We start from the raw sequence: 14,852 nt of genomic DNA, 5'->3' as shown, positions 1-14,852 counted from the left end.
CGTGCAATTGTGACTCAATCAATTGAATTAGTGGTGGCACGCGAGATGCTTCGCTGCGCTCTGCATGACGTTCTGTTAAGCGAGCTGCTTGGTCAGGAACTCATACAGCAGGCGTACGCCGGTGCCGGTGCCGCCTTTGCCACGGTAGCTTTCGGCAGCCGTCAGGTACGCGGGGCCGGCGATGTCGAGGTGAATCCAGGGGTAGCCGACGGCGAAGCGCTCCAGGAACTTGGCGGCCGAAATGTGGCCGGCTTCGCCCTTGCCCAGGTTGCTGAGGTCGGCGATGTCGGATTTAATGTGGTCGGCGTACTCGTCCCAGAGGGGGAATTCTACCAGGCGCTCATGCACGGCGTAGCCGGCTTCGCTGAGCTTTTGCAGGGTGGCGGGTTCGGCGGTGCCCATTGAAGCGCTGGCTTCGGTGGCGAGGGCGCGCACGGCGGCCCCGGTGAGGGTGGCGAGGTCGATAACCAGCTCGGGCTCGTAGCGCTTGGCGAAGCTGAGGGCGTCGGCGAGGAGCAGGCGGCCTTCGGCATCGGTGTTTTTTACTTCGACGGTGAGGCCGGAGTGCATCGTGATAACATCGCCGGGGGCGTAGGCGAGGCCGCCGGGGCGGTTATCGGTGGCGGGCACCAAGCCGATGACGTACAATGGCACCTGGTTTTTGGCGAGGGCGAAGAGCGTGCCGGCCACGGCCGCGCCGCCCGCCATGTCGCACTTCATCATGTCCATGCTGTTGGGCGTGGGCTTGAGGCTGAGGCCACCGGTATCGAACACCACGCCTTTGCCGACGAGGACATAAGGCTTCTCATTCTGGGCGTTTTTGGGCTTGTATTCGAGGATGCTGAACGTGGGCGGCTCGGGCGAACCGAGGTTGACGGCCAGCAGGCCGCCCATACGCAGGGCTTCAATTTTGGCCAGGTCGAGGATGTCGGTGGTGTAGCCGGCTTCGTCGCCGGCCTGGGCCATGCGCTCGGCAAACTGCACGGCGTTCAGCTTATTGAGCGGGGCGTTGACGAGGTCGCGGGCCAGGAGCACGCCTTGCAGCAGGCCATCGAGCTCGTGAATCTGGGCCGCAGTGGCGGATTTATCGACCAGGTAAACTTCTTTCAATTCGGGAGCTTTGCGCGACTTCTCGTCGGTTTTGTAGCCCTCGAACTGATAGGCGGTCAGGGCCAGGCCTTCGGCTAGTAGTAGCGCGGCGTTGGCGGTGGTGCTGAGATTTTCGATGAAAACCTCAGCGACTTTTTCGGCTTTCAGTTGGCCGTGCAGGGTGTGGCCGGCGCGGCGCAGCTGCTCGGCTACCTGGGGGGCGGTGGGCTTATCGGCGAGCACCACGAAGTAGTGGTGATGGCTGAAATGATTGAGGTGAACGAGTTTCTGGTCGTTGGCCAGGGCGGCCTCCACGTACTGCAGGGCGGCGGTGGGCAAGTCGCCGGCAGCGGCTTTGGGCAGGGTGGTGGTGCCAGTGGGCAGGATGAAAACCTGCGTGGACTGGGCCGGCGCGGCGGCCGCGTGAGCGAGGGCTAAGAACATAAGCGGGGATGAAGGCCGTAGATTTGAGGCCGCAAGGTACTGTTTAGGTAGCGAGGTTTTTTTGGCGTTGTTAATTGGAACGTCATGCTGAGCGCAGCCGAAGCATCTCTACCGCGCAAGTAACTATTACTGATGCAACGAAGTGGTAGAGATGCTGCGGCTGCGCTCAGCATGACGTTCTGTTATTTCCTTACGCCCAAACCTCGTGAATACCGTTCGCCCCAAAAAGCACCTGGGCCAGCACTTTCTGGCCGACCCAAATATTGCCCGCAACATCGTGGGCGCACTGCAACTGCCCGATGAGGTGAAAGAAGTCCTCGAAATCGGGCCTGGCATGGGCGTGCTCACGCAGTACCTGCTCCAGAACCCGGCCTACCAAACCAGCGTGGTGGAGATTGATACCGAGTCGGTGGCCTACCTGAAAGTGCATTACCCGGCGCTGGCCGACCGCATTTACGCTACGGACTTTCTGAAGCAGAGCCTGGCCACGATGTTCCCGGACCAGCCGCTGGCTATCATCGGTAACTTTCCCTACAACATCAGCAGCCAGATTTTCTTTGCCGTGCTCAATAACCGCCAGCAGGTGCGCGAAGTGGTGGGCATGATTCAGAAGGAAGTAGCCCAGCGCCTGGCCGAGCCGCCCGGCTCGAAAACCTACGGTATCCTGAGCGTGCTTTTGCAGGCATTCTACACCATTGAATACCTGTTTACGGTGCCGCCGCACGTCTTCAACCCGCCGCCCAAGGTAGAGTCGGCCGTGGTACGCCTCACGCGCAACGGCACGCTGCAGCTGGACTGCGACGAGAAGCTGTTTTTCCGGGTCGTGAAGCAGGCATTCCAGACGCGCCGCAAGACGCTGCGTAACGCGCTGAAACCCTTTGGCATGCCGGCGGAGGCGACCACCGACCCAATTTTTGACAAGCGCGCCGAGCAGTTGGGCGTGGCCGAATTTGTGGGGCTGACGCAGCGGGTTTCGCAGCATCAGGCTGCGGGCACGGCCCTGCCGGATTTGGATATTAATGACGTAACCGAGTAACCCAAGCCAGAGACTTAACGATGAACGTTTCGGGAATCACGAAGCTACTGCCGCTGCTGTTGTTGCTCCTGGCCGGCTGTTTCTGGGGTGATGAATATAGGACCAGGCATCTGGTTGGGCATTATTATCTGGACGAAGTCGAGCCTAATTCTGGTGCCTGGTACCTGCATTTTGAAGATGAGAAATCCGGTTTGGCTGATGCGCTAATTAACTGTCAGGTTGTGGAAGCTGGCTACAATGAACGGTGCATTATTATGCGCGCAGTTTGCACCAATCCACAGTTCTACCTCTTGCCAATAACCGCGACGCAAGACCGGGAAGTAGCGCGGCATGGCATCCGCGGGCCATTCACGAAGCAGCAGTTTGACACGGAGCTGAAAAGAATTTGCGGGGACGATTCGCTGCGATTCGACGATAATCTGACCAAAAAAAGTCTATGAGCACCTGTTTAGTAATTGACGAAATGCACCCCTCGCTGCCCGCCATGCTGGAAAGCATCGGCGTGGCGATGGACTACCGCCCGATGCTCACCGCCGCCGAGGTGCCCGCTGCCCTTGCCGCCCGGCCCTATGAGGGCCTGGTGGTTCGTAGCAAGCTGCGCGTGACAGCCGAGCTACTGGCCCACGGCCCGGAGCTGCGCTACGTGGCCCGCGCCGGGGCCGGCACCGATAATATTGACACGGCTGCGATGGCGACGGCCGGCGTAATCCTGCTGAATGCGCCCGAAGGCAACCGCGACGCGGTGGGCGAGTTTGCCGTGGGGCTGCTGCTGGCGCTGCTGCGCAATATCGCCCGCGCCGACTATGAGGTGCGTCAGGGCGTATGGCAGCGCGAGGCCAACCGGGGCACCGAAATCGGCGGCAAAACCATTGGACTGCTGGGCTATGGGCACATGGGCCGGGCATTTGCGCAGCGGCTGTGGGCGTTTGGCTGCACCGTGCTGGCGCATGATAGTGACCCGGCCGTGACCACTGATGGCCACGCCACGCTGGTGCCGCTGGCCGAGCTGCAGGCCCGCGCCGACGTGCTTAGCCTGCACATCCCGTACTCGGCGGCTAACCACCATTTTGTAAACGAGGCGCTGCTGGCGGGTTTCGAAAAACCAATCTGGGTGATGAATACCGCCCGGGGCGAAGTAGTAGACCAAGGGGCGCTAGTGCACGCGCTGCAGGCGGGCACGGTGCGCGGTGCAGCGCTGGATGTACTCGACAATGAGAAGCTCCAGACCCTCAGCCCGGCGCAGCAGGCCACGTTCGATTTCCTGAAAACGGCCCCTAATGTGGTGTTCACGCCGCACGTGGGCGGCTGGAGCTTCGAGAGCTACGCCCGCATCAACGAGGTGCTGGTGGAGAAAATTCGGGCTTTTCGGGCCGGGGCGTTGGGGGCAAACGCGGGGAGCTAATTCGTTTTGCGTATCTTTGCCAGGAACCTAAGAAGGGAGAACGGTTGGCAGTGCCAGCCGTTCTCCTTGCTTTTTAGCCAAACCGTCAAGTATCTACTCCCATGGCCACCACCATCAATTATTACACCCCCGAGGGCCTGCAAAAACTGAAGGATGACCTCCAGGACTTCAAAGTTCGGGGCCGGGCCAAGGCTGCCGAAGACCTGCGCGAAGCCCGCGACAAAGGTGACCTGAGCGAGAATGCCGAATACGATGCTGCCAAGGATGCCCAAGGCCTGCTGGAGCTCAAAATTTCCAAGCTCGAAGAAGTGCTGGGCAATGCCCGCGTCATCGACGAAACCAACATGGATTTCAGCAAAGTGCTTATTATGAGTAAGGTAAAGCTGAAAAATCTGAAAAATAACATGGTGCTCGACTACACCCTGGTGGCCGAGGAGGAAGCCAACCTGGCCGCCGGCAAAATCTCGGTGAAGTCGCCGATTGGCAAGGGCCTGCTGGGCAAATCGGCCGGCGATACGGCCGAAATCACCGTGCCCGCCGGCAAGCTGCAATTCGAGATTCTGGAGATTTCGCGGTAGCTGTTTTAAGCTGTTAGCGTTTAGCTGATAGCTATTAGCTTTTTTTCAATGAAAGGCCTCTGCTGGAATGCAGGGGCCTTTTATCGTTATTCGCGTTATCTTTCCCTCATTCAAGATGTTTTTGAGCCGTGGGCAATGAAAAGCTAACAGCTATAAGCCATCAGCTAACAGCTAAAATACATGCCTTCGATTTTCTCCCGCATCGTTTCCGGCGAATTGCCGGCCTATAAAGTGGCCGAGGACGGCCGCCACCTGGCGTTTCTTGACATCACCCCGCTGGTGGAAGGCCACACGCTGGTGATTCCCAAGAAAGAAGTCGACTATATTTTTGACATGCCGGCCGATGAGCTGGCGGCGCTGCACGTGTTTGCCCAGCGCGTGGCCAAGGCGGTACAGGCGGCCGTGCCGTGCAAGCGCATTGGCGTGGCCGTGATTGGGCTGGAAGTGCCGCACGCTCACATTCACCTCATTCCGATGAATAAGGTGTCGGACATGAACTTCGCCAACCCTAAAATCAAGGTGCCCGAGGAGCGGATGAAGGAGCTGGCCGCCGCCATCGCCGTCAAAGTGGAAGGCGGCAGCGGCCTGGCCGAAGCTAAACCTGCTGGGGCCGATGCCAGCGCCGCCGTTCCCGCCGAGCTGCAGAAACAGGTGGCCGGCCTGCATTTCCTGAGCGAATCGGACGCGCCGCTCGAAGCCGTGGCCTACGCCGCGCCGGGCGGCGAACTCCCCAACGCCGCGTTGCTAAAGCTGCTGGGCGAGCCCGCCGATGCCAACGTAGAAACCTTGGAGCTGACCCAGTTCCTGCGCAACCACACCGCCGACGACGGCGTGCTGAACGACGTAGCGCTTTCAAATCGCTACAAGAGCCTGCAAATGTTTATGAAGCAGGACATGGACGGTGTGCAGGTATACCGCGTGGGCAAGGGCCCGCAAATCCACGCCTATGCCCTGGGTCGAATGATGGACGGCACCCTGGCCGGCTTCAAAACGGTGCTGACGGAAACGTGATAGGTGCAGGTTGAGCTCGCATCTATTGCGCCGGCTGCAACGATAGGAGCGGAGGGCTGTCTGTAGCGACAACCCTTCGCTCCTTTTCTATTTCCTGACCATGTACCGCCTTCTACTGGTAAGTTTTTTCCTGTTGCTGACGTCCGCCGTCTGGGCCCTCAAGCCTAGCCCCGAATGGATAGCCACCCCCGATTCGCGGGGCCTGACCTATCAGACCACCGCCCTCACCACGCCCGACCATGCCCAGCTGACCGGCTGAATAGTGGAACCTGCCGCCAACGTGCCCGACCGGCACACCACCATGGTCATGGCCTACGGCGACTCGAACAACATGTCGTATTTCCTCTGGCAGGCGCGGGCCCTGAGCCAGGTCGGCTACCGCGTGTATCTGTTCGACTACCGGGGCTTCGGGCATAGCAGCGACTTTGCCATCGACCGGCAGCAGTTGTACTACCTCGAATTCACCACCGACCTGCGCACCGTGCTGGCAGATGCCCGCCAGCGCTATCCGCATAGCCGCACGGGCATCATCGGCTTTTCGATGGGCACCATTATGGGCTCGGAGGTAGCGGCTACCAGCAAGTGCGACTTTCTCATTGCCGAGGGCTACGTGGCTAATCTGCAACAGTTGGTGGCCGCTATTTTTCAGCGAAGCCAGAAGGTGGTGACCCTGCCCGATGCCGCCGCCGACTACCCGCAAGTAGCGCGCCGCGTGTACTGCCCCTGGCTGCTGATAGGAGGCACTGCGGACAAAAATACGCCCCTGGCCGATTCGGTAATGGTGGCGCGGCAGGCCCGGTGGCGGCAGCGGCGACAGGTGCTCTGCTTCGAGGGCGGACACCTGGAGGGGTTTTACAAGTTGAGTGAGGGGGAATACGGCGACAAGTACGTGCGGGAGGTGACGCGCTTTCTGGCTGGGAAGCGGCGCGGGGTTTAGTTCGCAAGGGGATATACCATCCGCAGACTCGTAGAGTCCGCGCTACAGCTATTCGGCCCGGCCGGTGTCCACCAGCTTTTGCAGGCGGGCCTGGGCGTCGCGGGGCAGGGCACTCAATAAATCGAGGCCGGTGGCGGCTTCGATTTTATCCACCGACGTGAGGTATTGCTTCCAATCGGGGCTTACGGTGTTGTTGTCGTTGGGCGTGTCGATGGCTAGGATGCGGACCGTGGGGTCGGTGGCGATGCGCTGGAGGTCGTTGGTGCCGTCAGGTAGAATCACCATGACTTTCCAGATGCGGGACGGTACCGTCACGCGGCCCTGGTCCAGGGTTTGCACGAAGCCGTTGCTGCCAGTGCCGCCGCGCCCGTAGTTGCCCATGATGACGTAGATTTCCTGGCCGCGCTGGATTTGCGAGCGTCCGTATTCCTCAAGGTGGGCCCAGGTTTGCTGGTTGTTTTTGGGGGCCTGAGGCACCATGTTGGTCATCAGGAAGGTGTTGGAGTTGGCGTCGAGGTCGGCGGTGCGGTCGCCGCTGGGGCAGTTGTGGCCTTTGTCGAAGCCGGAGCGGGCATAGCTGGCGGGCGTCACCGGGTAGAACTGTCGGGGCAGGGCGGCATCGGGGCGGAAGTTATTTTGGCGCGGGGCTTGGCCGAGGTCGGCCTTATCGATATGCCAGCTTACCCAGGTGGGGATGCCGCGCGGGGCGTTGTAGCCAATGGTGAATTCGGGGTGCACGAGCAGGTAGTTGCTGGCGTTGGCGGGGTCGGATGTTGCCCCGCTGGGGTTGCCGAGGGCTAGGTTTCCATCGTTGGGGTCTTGGGCCGTGCCCGTACCAGCGCCGGCCGGGTACTGCGTGGTGGTGGTGGCCTTTTGCGAGGCGGAGTTTTGACGGTTGTTCCGGTTTTCGAAGTAGCCGCCTGTGGCTCCAGTACCCACGGCCACAGCGGGGCCAGCGGCGGTTTCGAGCACGATGTCGTCGATATCGAGCCGGTTCTTCGGGCCGCTGGTCTTGCGAATTTCCAGACGCAGCGGCTCATTGGCCAGCCCCGCAAATACGTGCGGCTCAAGGCCCGGGCCGCTCGTGACTACGGGCGCACCGGTGCGGGCGTAAGTGCGGCCACCGTCGCGGCTCACCCAAAGCTCCCAGGTGCTGGGGCCGTCCTGGCCGTAGGCGGCGGCCGAAATAGTGATGCGACGAACGCCAGCAGCAGCATCGAAACGCATGGACAGGCGGCCGAGGTTGCGCAGGCGGGCCGCCCGCTCACCGGATTTATGGTCCTGCGGGCTGCTGCCGATGAGGGCGTCTTGAAAATGCCAGGCCCCGGTAGCCAGTGGCTCATCCGCTTCCTCATACGCGCCCTTGCTGCCGGCCTCGAAGGTTTCGGGGAACGGAGCGGGGGCGGGCTGCTGGGCGGTGGAGGCTTGCGGGGCGCGGGTGGCAGTGGCCGTTTCGGGGGGCTGCTGGGAGCAGGCCAGGAGGCCAAATGTGGCGAGGGTGAGGTAAGCGGAAGCGTGCATGAGGCGAAGATATGCGCCGGCCCGGCCCCGGCGCGCTTCGTGGAAAATCAGTGCGTAGCTTCGCCTCGCTTATTCAGCTTTCCACCTTTTTGCCTCATCCTTTTTATGGAAGACAATCAATTCACGCCACAGCCCCGACAAATTCAAATCTCGGCCGAAGAAGCCGCCGAAATCCAATCCCGCTTTTTTGCGCAGGTGTATGGCTGGATGGCCGCCGGCCTGGGCCTCACGGGCGGCATCGCCATGTTTGCCTCCACGTCGCCGGAACTGATAAACTTCGTTTTCGGCACCCGTTTCGTGTTTATGGGGCTGATTATTCTGGAGCTGGTCATCGTGGGCTTTCTTTCGGCCCGAATTTTCGACTGGAGCCTGGGCAAGGTGCAGGCCGCTTTCGTGGGCTACGCCGTGCTGAATGGCGTGACGCTGAGCTGCGTATTTTTGGCCTACACTTCCGCGTCCATCGCCTCCACGTTCTTCGTTACGGCGGGCACGTTTGGGGTGATGAGCCTCTTTGGCTATTTCACCAAAGCCGATTTGTCGGGCTGGGGCAAGCTCCTGAGCATGGCCGTTATCGGGCTGGTCATTGCCATGGTGGTTAATATTTTCCTCAACAACTCGGTGCTGGAAATCGTAACTTCCTTCATCGGGGTGCTGATTTTCACCGCCCTCACCGCCTACGATACCCAAAAGCTGAAGCAGTTCGCGCTGCTGGGCGTGACGGAAGGCGAGGAAACGAGCAACAAGGCGTCCATCCTGGGTGCGCTCACGCTATACCTCGATTTCGTGAACCTGTTCCTGTTTTTGCTGCGCATTTTTGGCCGGCGGCGGTAGGCGCAAATACAACTTTCGGAAGTTCGCGAGTACCCTTGCGCAACGGCTCCTTCTGCAAATCCACTTACCGAAGTGGGCTCGCGGAAGGAGCTGTACTGTTGTAAAAGCGTTAGATAACAACGGTATACCAAGGCGCCGACTTACAGTCCCCAGGCTACTTCGGGTTTGGCTTGCGGCCGCGCTTGGCAGGCTCTTTGGCTACCACCGCCTTATCCACCAACAGCTTCTGCTGGCGCAGTGCGTCTTTGAGCATGTTCAGCGTGGGGAATTCCTCGCGCAGCTCCTGGGCCAGGCGCAGGGCCGGCTCCATAAGGCGCGGGCCGTCGGCGTGGGCCAGGGCCAGCCAGCGGCCAATGGCCCCGTAGAGCGGGCCGCCGCGCTTGGCTCCGGCGTGGCCGTTGAGGTAGGCGCGGCTGCGGGTTTCAAGCGCCACCATGAGGGCGGTGGGGTCGGCGGCAGCCAGCAGGGCAAGGGCAGTCTCCATCTCCTGAGCGGGGCTGATGAACAGCCATTCGAGGCCCATCACGAACTCGCGCAGGGCGGCAGTGTCGGTTTCGGTGGCCAGCAGTTCGGCGGCGAAGGCTACGCTGCCGCGCCGCTTTTGGGCGGCGGCCACGGCCTCCCGCACGAAAGCCTGAATGGCGGCCGGTGTGAGCAACGGTCGCAGGCGGGCAAAATCTTCCCGGCTGGAGTTGGCCAGGGCGCGGTGGCGCAGGGCGGCCCGGAACAGGTCGGGGGCCTGGGCGGCCGTGAAGGTGCCCAGCACGAAGCCGCCGAAACGGTCGGGCCAGGTGGTGAAGGCCGTGGTGGCGGCGCGCAGCAGCCGGGGCCGGTCGGCCTGGGTAAGGTAAAAGTGGAGCAGCTGCTGGGCCACGGCGGGGTCGGTGGGTAGCAGGGTTTCGGCGGCCTGGGCCCAGGCAGCGTCGTTGGGCAGGGTGCGGGCCAGCTGGAGGTGCAGGTGGGCGCGGGTGTCGGGGCTCAGCAGGGCTTTGGCTAGCGCCTCATTAAGCAGGGGCGCGGCGGCGGGGTCGGCGGCCAGGGTCAGCAGCAGGGGCCGCCAGCTGTCCTCGAAACCGTCCCAGGTATCGGCGGGGTTGGCTAGGTGCTGACCCAGCCACTTCAGGGCGGCTTTGAGCTCGGCGGGGGGCAGCACGGCTGCCAGCAGCACGGTGGGCCAGCCGGCAGTGGCCAGGTCGTCGTACCAGCGCCGCAGCACGTCGGTGCCGTAGTGGCCGAAGGTGCCGTAGTCGTCGCTGGCCGGCTCATCAAGCTGGTAGATGGCGACATTGGCCGTGGTCCAGTAGCGCAGGGCGGTGGTGAGCTGGCCGGCGCGGGCCACCCGCAGCAGCTCGGTCACGAAGGGAGCCAGCGTTTCGCGCAGCAGTTCATCGGCGGCTTCCTGCAGGCCTTCGCCTTCATCGTCCTCGTAGTAGCTCTCGCTGTTTTCCCACAGCTCCTCGTCGAATTCCAGCGTTTCCAACGTCTCGGTGAGGCGGGCGGGCAGGTCGGCGAGCAGGTCCTCGTCGGACGCGGCTACGGGCTGGCGGCCGTAGCCCAGAAACTGCCGGGCCAGGTCGTCGCTCTTGGCCAGGGCCTGCTTGAGGAAGCGTAGCTTGTCGCCCTTCTTGCGTTCGGCCCAGGCGGCTTTCACCTCGGTGGCCAGCTCGCTCGCCGCAGCCGGCGCTAGCGCGGGCGGGGCGGGCTGCAGGTCCGTGGCCTGGTAGCCGTCGAGCACGGCCAGGCCCAGGGCCACGCTGTGCTTGCAGATGCCGTCCCAATCGTAAGGGCAGGTGCAGGTACATTCCGGTCCGGCCGGGGCCAGGCGCAGCGTCACGCGGTAGCTGCGGCTGCCCTGCACCACGGCGTGGAAGGTATCGCCCTCGCGGCGCAGCTTGGTTACGGAGCCGTTGTTGTAATAGCTCTGGCCGCGGGTGTAGCTGGTGGCGTTGGCCAGCTGGCGTAGGGATTGACGGGTAAACATGGCAGGGGCGTGGCTGGGTCGTGAGGGTCGCAAAATTAGCTTGGCGGGGTGGCACTGCTATTACGCAGTTGCCAGTGTAGCAAGCGTCATGGTTGCTGGTTGTGGCTATTTGCAAAACAGCGTAGCGACGCATCCTTGCGTCTCGTCGCTGAATGAAACCCGCCGTTATTGTTCAACGACGAAACGCAAGGATGCGTCGCTACATCGGCAGACTGACTCTCTAAATAGCTTCAACCAGCAGCTACTCAACGGCTGCTCCATTGGCTTTCAGTACCTGCTGCAAAAATAGCACCTGGTAGGGCAGCGCGGTCTGCCAGTATTCCCAGGTGTGGGCCCCGGGGCGCTCGGTGTAGTCGTGCGGGGTATGGTTGTACACGAGGCGGCGGTGCAGCTCGCGGTTGATGTCGATGAGGCCATCATCTACTCCGCAATCGATGATGAGGGGCAGGCCGTTGCGGTGCATTTGTTCGACCAGGGTCAGCACTGAATTGTCGGTGAACCGCTCGGGATTATCGGCTTCGGAGCCGAGGATGGGGGCCCAGAGCCTGGCGCGGTCGGCGGCCTCGGCGGGTGCCAGCTTGCGGTTCCAGGTGCGCAGGTCGAGGGTGCCGCTCATGCTGCCGGCGGCGCAATACAGGTCGGGGTGGCGGGCCGAGAGGAAGAGTGCGCCGTGCCCGCCCATGCTCAGGCCGGCGATGACGCGGCCCTTGCGGTTGGCCACGGTGCGGTAGGTCTGGTCGATTTTCGAGATGACTTCCTGGGTCAGGTAGGTTTCGAACTGGCTATCGGGGCTCACGGGACTGTTGAGGTAGAAGCTGAAGGTTTCGCCCTCGGGGTTCACGATAATCAGGTTGTACTGGTCGGCCAGGCGGTGCAGCAGCTGCTTGTCGGGTGTCTTGTTCAGCCAGTCGCCAAAATGGCCCCATGCCCCGTGCAGCAGGTAGAGTACCGGGTAATTCGCCTTTTTATTCTTCGCGTAGGAAGCCGGGAGCACCACGGCGGCCCGGTAGGTTTTGTGCATGGCCGCACTCGGAATATCCAGGGTATCGACGCGAGCGGCGCGGGCCGCAGTGGCGGTGGCCAGCAGGAGCAGGGCCATTAGGAGGGAACGCATGGGTGGAGTGGATGAAGGGAAAAAAGGAACGTCATGCCGCGCGCAGGCGAGGCATCTCGCTTGCAATAGTAATTCAATCGTTGGCTAAAATGATTACTACCGCATGCGCAATGCCTCAGCTGCGCTCGGCATAACGGGCACTCATCAGCGGGCGTAACTTTACCCCTCGATTTTTAGCAAATAGCATAATGAAATTCCGCTTACTACTTATTGCCCTGCTGGTCGGTATGGGTAGCGCCCAGGCGAATCAGCTCACCTTTCGGGTTGACATGGGCACCACGGCTGTGCCCGCTGGTGGCGTGCACGTAGCCGGTAATTTCCAGGCCGCTGCCGGCTTTCCGGCCGACTGGAACCCCGCTACCACCGCCCTGACCGACCCCGACGGCGACCACGTCTGGGAAGCCACCGTTAATGTGCCACCCGGTATCTACCTCTACAAATTCGTGAACGGCAACGCCTGGGGCGTTTCCGAATTGGTGCCCGCCACCTGCGGCATCACCGACGGCGGCGGCAACGTGAACCGGCAGGTAGTGGTGGGCGGCTCGGCCGTGCGCCTGCCCATCGTGGCCTTCGCCGACTGCGCCCCGCAGCTGCGCTTTGTCGTGGACATGACCGGCCAGACTGTGGCCCGCACCGGCGTGCACGTTGTGGGCAACTTCCAGGCCCTGGCCGGCTACGGCGCGAATAACGACGCCACCGCGCTGCCGCTGACCGATGATAACAACGACGGCATTTATGAGGTGACGATTTCGCTGCCGGCCCCTGGCATGTTCCAGTACCGCTTCGTGAACGGCAACACCCTGGCCGGGGCCGAAACCGTGCCCGCCGCCTGCGGCACCGCCGATGCCACCGGCACCCTCACCCGCGTGGTGAGCGCCACGGCCGCCGTGAACACCACGCCCAGCTACTGCTTCGGCACCTGCGCGGCCTGCAATGGGGCCACGCTCACCAATTATCCCACGTATTGGTGGAACGATGCCGTGTTCTACGAAGTCTTCGTGCGCAGCTTTTATGACAGCAACGGCGACGGCAAGGGCGACTTCGCCGGCCTTACCCAGAAACTCGACTACCTCAACGATGGCAACCCCGCCACCACCACCGACCTGGGCGTGACCGGCCTCTGGCTGATGCCCATCATGGATTCGCCCAGCTACCACGGCTACGACATTAGCGACTACAAGGCCGTGGAGCCCGATTACGGTACCATGGTCGACTTCGATGCCTTCCTGGCCGCCGCCCACCGGCGCGGCATCAAGGTGATATTAGACATGGTGCTTAACCACTCGTCCAGCCAGCATCCGTGGTTCACGCAGGCGGCGGCCAGCACCACCAGCCCCTACCGCAACTGGTATTTGTGGTCGCCCACCGACTTGGGCTACGGGCCATTTGGCGGCAGCGGCTGGCACCCGCGCAACGGCAATTATTTCTACGGCGCATTTTGGGAAGGCATGCCCGATTTGAACTGGCGCAACCCGCAGCTGAAGGCTGCCATGTGGGACGCCGACCGGTTCTGGCTGCGCAAGGGCGTGGACGGCTTCCGGCTCGATGCCGTGCGCTACCTGGTGGAAACCGGCAGTAACACGGCCGATACGCCCGAAACCCTTGGTATTCTGGGAGAGTTTCACGACTCGCTGAAGGCCGTGAACCCCGCCGCGCTATCGGTGGGCGAGGCCTGGACCAACACCAGCGCCGTGATACCCTACGTCAGCAATCGCCGGCTCGACCTTTGTTTTGAATTCGACTTGGCCAGCAGCATTATCGGGGCCGTGAGCCAGGGCAACCCCAACGCGCTGCGCACCCAGCTCAACGTCGTCACCAGCCTCTACCCGCGCCTGCAGTACGCCACCTTCCTCACCAATCATGACCAGAACCGCGTGTTCGACGGCTTGGGCAGCAACGTGGCCCGCATGAAGCAGGCGGCCGCGCTCTACCTCACCATGCCCGGCGTGCCCTTCCTCTATTACGGTGAGGAAGTGGGCATGGCCGGCACCGGTCCCGACGAGGACAAGCGCCGCCCCATGCAGTGGTCGGCCGGCATCCAGTCGGGCTTCACCGCCGGCACGCCCTGGCGTACCATCAACTCCAACTACAGCACCTACAACGTAGCCACAGAGCAGGCTGATGCCAACTCGCTACTCAGTCACTACAAGAAGCTCATTGGCCTGCGCACGGCCAACGAAACCCTGCGCAAGGGCTACTACCTGCCCGCCATCTCGTCGGCCGCGTCAGTACTGGCCTACGCCCGCGTTTTCAATCAGGAAGCCACGCTGATTGCCGCCAACCTGGGCAGCACGGCGGTAACCAGCTCCACGCTTTCGCTCACTATGTCCACGCTTGCCCCCGGCACCTACCAGGTAACCGAACTGTACAGCGGCCTGGCCGCCGGCACCGTCACGGTGAACGCCCAGGGCGGTTTCAGCAGCTTTACCACGACGCTGCCGGCCCTGGCCGCTAATCAGACCTGGGTACTGCGCCTGCGCTCCACCACGGCCACCGGCACGGCCAGCGCCCAGCCCGCCTTCGCCGTAACGCTCTACCCGAACCCCACGGCCGGCGCGGTGCGCCTGGCCTTGGCAGTCGCCCCGGCCGTCCAAAGCCAGCTGCAGGTATTCGACCTCACCGGCCGGCTACTGCAAAAGCGCAGCTTCAGCGGCAGTAGCTACGCGCTGGAAACCAGTGGCTGGGCTGCGGGTACTTATTTCGTGCGAGTGCAATCGGGCACTGCCGTTGCTATGCAGCGGCTGGTGGTGGAGCGGTAAGCGCGGCGGAGAACCCAAAAGAACGTCATGCCTATCTGGCGTCCGCGCAGTCGAAGCATCTCGCGTGTGGTAGTAAATCAATCGTTTGACGAAAGAATTACCATTGCACGCGAGATGCTTCGACTGCGCGGACGCCAGATAGGCATGAC

Annotated in this window: 13 protein-coding genes; 9 read left to right on the top strand and 4 right to left on the bottom strand. The window is 62.3% G+C overall.

Annotation, left to right across the window (positions count from 1 at the left end):
* Nucleotides 1–75 precede the first annotated feature (75 nt).
* Complete coding sequence (locus tag KQ659_RS11740; protein WP_216688627.1) at nt 76–1,533, bottom strand: leucyl aminopeptidase family protein; 1,458 nt, start codon at nt 1,531–1,533, stop codon at nt 76–78.
* A 205-nt stretch (nt 1,534–1,738) separates the two neighbouring features.
* On the opposite strand from KQ659_RS11740, the gene rsmA reads away from it, so the two are divergent.
* The 7 genes from rsmA to KQ659_RS11700 all read left to right on the top strand — a co-directional run bounded on the left by rsmA (nt 1,739) and on the right by KQ659_RS11700 (nt 6,497).
* Complete coding sequence (gene rsmA, locus KQ659_RS11735) at nt 1,739–2,569, top strand: 16S rRNA (adenine(1518)-N(6)/adenine(1519)-N(6))-dimethyltransferase RsmA (protein ID WP_216688628.1); 831 nt, start codon at nt 1,739–1,741, stop codon at nt 2,567–2,569.
* Between the two features lie 20 nt (nt 2,570–2,589).
* On the top strand, nt 2,590–3,009 hold the full coding sequence (locus tag KQ659_RS11730; RefSeq protein ID WP_216688629.1) for a hypothetical protein: 420 nt from the start codon (nt 2,590–2,592) through the stop codon (nt 3,007–3,009).
* Entirely contained in the window at nt 3,006–3,971 is a 966-nt protein-coding gene (locus KQ659_RS11725; protein ID WP_216688630.1) for an NAD(P)-dependent oxidoreductase, read from the top strand. The genes KQ659_RS11730 and KQ659_RS11725 overlap by 4 nt, the downstream gene beginning before the upstream one ends.
* A gap of 101 nt (nt 3,972–4,072) precedes the next feature.
* Complete coding sequence (gene greA, locus KQ659_RS11720) at nt 4,073–4,549, top strand: transcription elongation factor GreA (protein ID WP_216688631.1); 477 nt, start codon at nt 4,073–4,075, stop codon at nt 4,547–4,549.
* Nucleotides 4,550–4,729: 180 nt separating this feature from the next.
* Entirely contained in the window at nt 4,730–5,560 is an 831-nt protein-coding gene (locus KQ659_RS21835; RefSeq protein WP_216688632.1) for a nuclease A inhibitor family protein, read from the top strand.
* Between the two features lie 100 nt (nt 5,561–5,660).
* Entirely contained in the window at nt 5,661–5,819 is a 159-nt protein-coding gene (locus KQ659_RS11705; RefSeq protein ID WP_216688633.1) for a hypothetical protein, read from the top strand.
* Between the two features lie 3 nt (nt 5,820–5,822).
* Nucleotides 5,823–6,497 (top strand): alpha/beta hydrolase family protein, encoded by a 675-nt coding sequence (locus KQ659_RS11700; protein WP_216688634.1) that lies wholly within the window; start codon nt 5,823–5,825, stop codon nt 6,495–6,497.
* A 48-nt stretch (nt 6,498–6,545) separates the two neighbouring features.
* Here the strand turns inward: KQ659_RS11700 and KQ659_RS11695 are convergent, their stop codons facing one another.
* Nucleotides 6,546–8,018, bottom strand: a complete 1,473-nt coding sequence (locus KQ659_RS11695; protein WP_226929951.1) for a DNA/RNA non-specific endonuclease — start codon at nt 8,016–8,018, stop codon at nt 6,546–6,548.
* Nucleotides 8,019–8,123: 105 nt separating this feature from the next.
* Here KQ659_RS11695 and KQ659_RS11690 point away from each other — a divergent pair, with 105 nt between their 5' ends.
* A complete protein-coding gene (locus KQ659_RS11690; RefSeq protein WP_216688635.1) occupies nt 8,124–8,849 on the top strand; it encodes a Bax inhibitor-1/YccA family protein in 726 nt (241 codons plus the stop codon).
* Nucleotides 8,850–9,003: 154 nt separating this feature from the next.
* On the opposite strand, the gene KQ659_RS11685 is transcribed toward KQ659_RS11690, so the two are convergent.
* Together KQ659_RS11685 and KQ659_RS11680 are read right to left on the bottom strand one after the other, a co-directional pair.
* The gene (locus KQ659_RS11685) at nt 9,004–10,830 is read right to left on the bottom strand and encodes an SWIM zinc finger family protein (RefSeq protein ID WP_216688636.1); all 1,827 of its coding nucleotides are present in this window, start codon (nt 10,828–10,830) and stop codon (nt 9,004–9,006) included.
* A gap of 241 nt (nt 10,831–11,071) precedes the next feature.
* Nucleotides 11,072–11,944: an alpha/beta hydrolase gene (locus KQ659_RS11680; RefSeq protein WP_216688637.1), complete on the bottom strand. Its 873-nt coding sequence runs from the start codon at nt 11,942–11,944 to the stop codon at nt 11,072–11,074.
* 188 nt (nt 11,945–12,132) lie between these two features.
* On the opposite strand from KQ659_RS11680, the gene KQ659_RS11675 reads away from it, so the two are divergent.
* Nucleotides 12,133–14,703: an alpha-amylase family glycosyl hydrolase gene (locus tag KQ659_RS11675; protein WP_216688638.1), complete on the top strand. Its 2,571-nt coding sequence runs from the start codon at nt 12,133–12,135 to the stop codon at nt 14,701–14,703.
* Nucleotides 14,704–14,852 lie beyond the last annotated feature (149 nt).

This window comes from Hymenobacter siberiensis, from assembly GCF_018967865.2.
Classification (GTDB): Bacteria; Bacteroidota; Bacteroidia; order Cytophagales; family Hymenobacteraceae; genus Hymenobacter; species Hymenobacter siberiensis.
The sequence above is the reverse complement of the archived record's forward strand: the minus strand, read 5'-3'. Positions and strand labels throughout refer to the sequence as shown.

Coding starts and splice junctions, on each gene's coding strand:
- KQ659_RS11740 (WP_216688627.1), bottom strand. CDS start 1,533: ATGTTCTTAGCCCTCGCTCACGCGGCCGCCGCGCCGGCCCAGTCCACG.
- KQ659_RS11730 (WP_216688629.1), top strand. CDS start 2,590: ATGAACGTTTCGGGAATCACGAAGCTACTGCCGCTGCTGTTGTTGCTC.
- KQ659_RS11725 (WP_216688630.1), top strand. CDS start 3,006: ATGAGCACCTGTTTAGTAATTGACGAAATGCACCCCTCGCTGCCCGCC.
- greA (WP_216688631.1), top strand. CDS start 4,073: ATGGCCACCACCATCAATTATTACACCCCCGAGGGCCTGCAAAAACTG.
- KQ659_RS21835 (WP_216688632.1), top strand. CDS start 4,730: ATGCCTTCGATTTTCTCCCGCATCGTTTCCGGCGAATTGCCGGCCTAT.
- KQ659_RS11705 (WP_216688633.1), top strand. CDS start 5,661: ATGTACCGCCTTCTACTGGTAAGTTTTTTCCTGTTGCTGACGTCCGCC.
- KQ659_RS11695 (WP_226929951.1), bottom strand. CDS start 8,018: ATGCACGCTTCCGCTTACCTCACCCTCGCCACATTTGGCCTCCTGGCC.
- KQ659_RS11690 (WP_216688635.1), top strand. CDS start 8,124: ATGGAAGACAATCAATTCACGCCACAGCCCCGACAAATTCAAATCTCG.
- KQ659_RS11685 (WP_216688636.1), bottom strand. CDS start 10,830: ATGTTTACCCGTCAATCCCTACGCCAGCTGGCCAACGCCACCAGCTAC.
- KQ659_RS11680 (WP_216688637.1), bottom strand. CDS start 11,944: ATGCGTTCCCTCCTAATGGCCCTGCTCCTGCTGGCCACCGCCACTGCG.
- KQ659_RS11675 (WP_216688638.1), top strand. CDS start 12,133: ATGAAATTCCGCTTACTACTTATTGCCCTGCTGGTCGGTATGGGTAGC.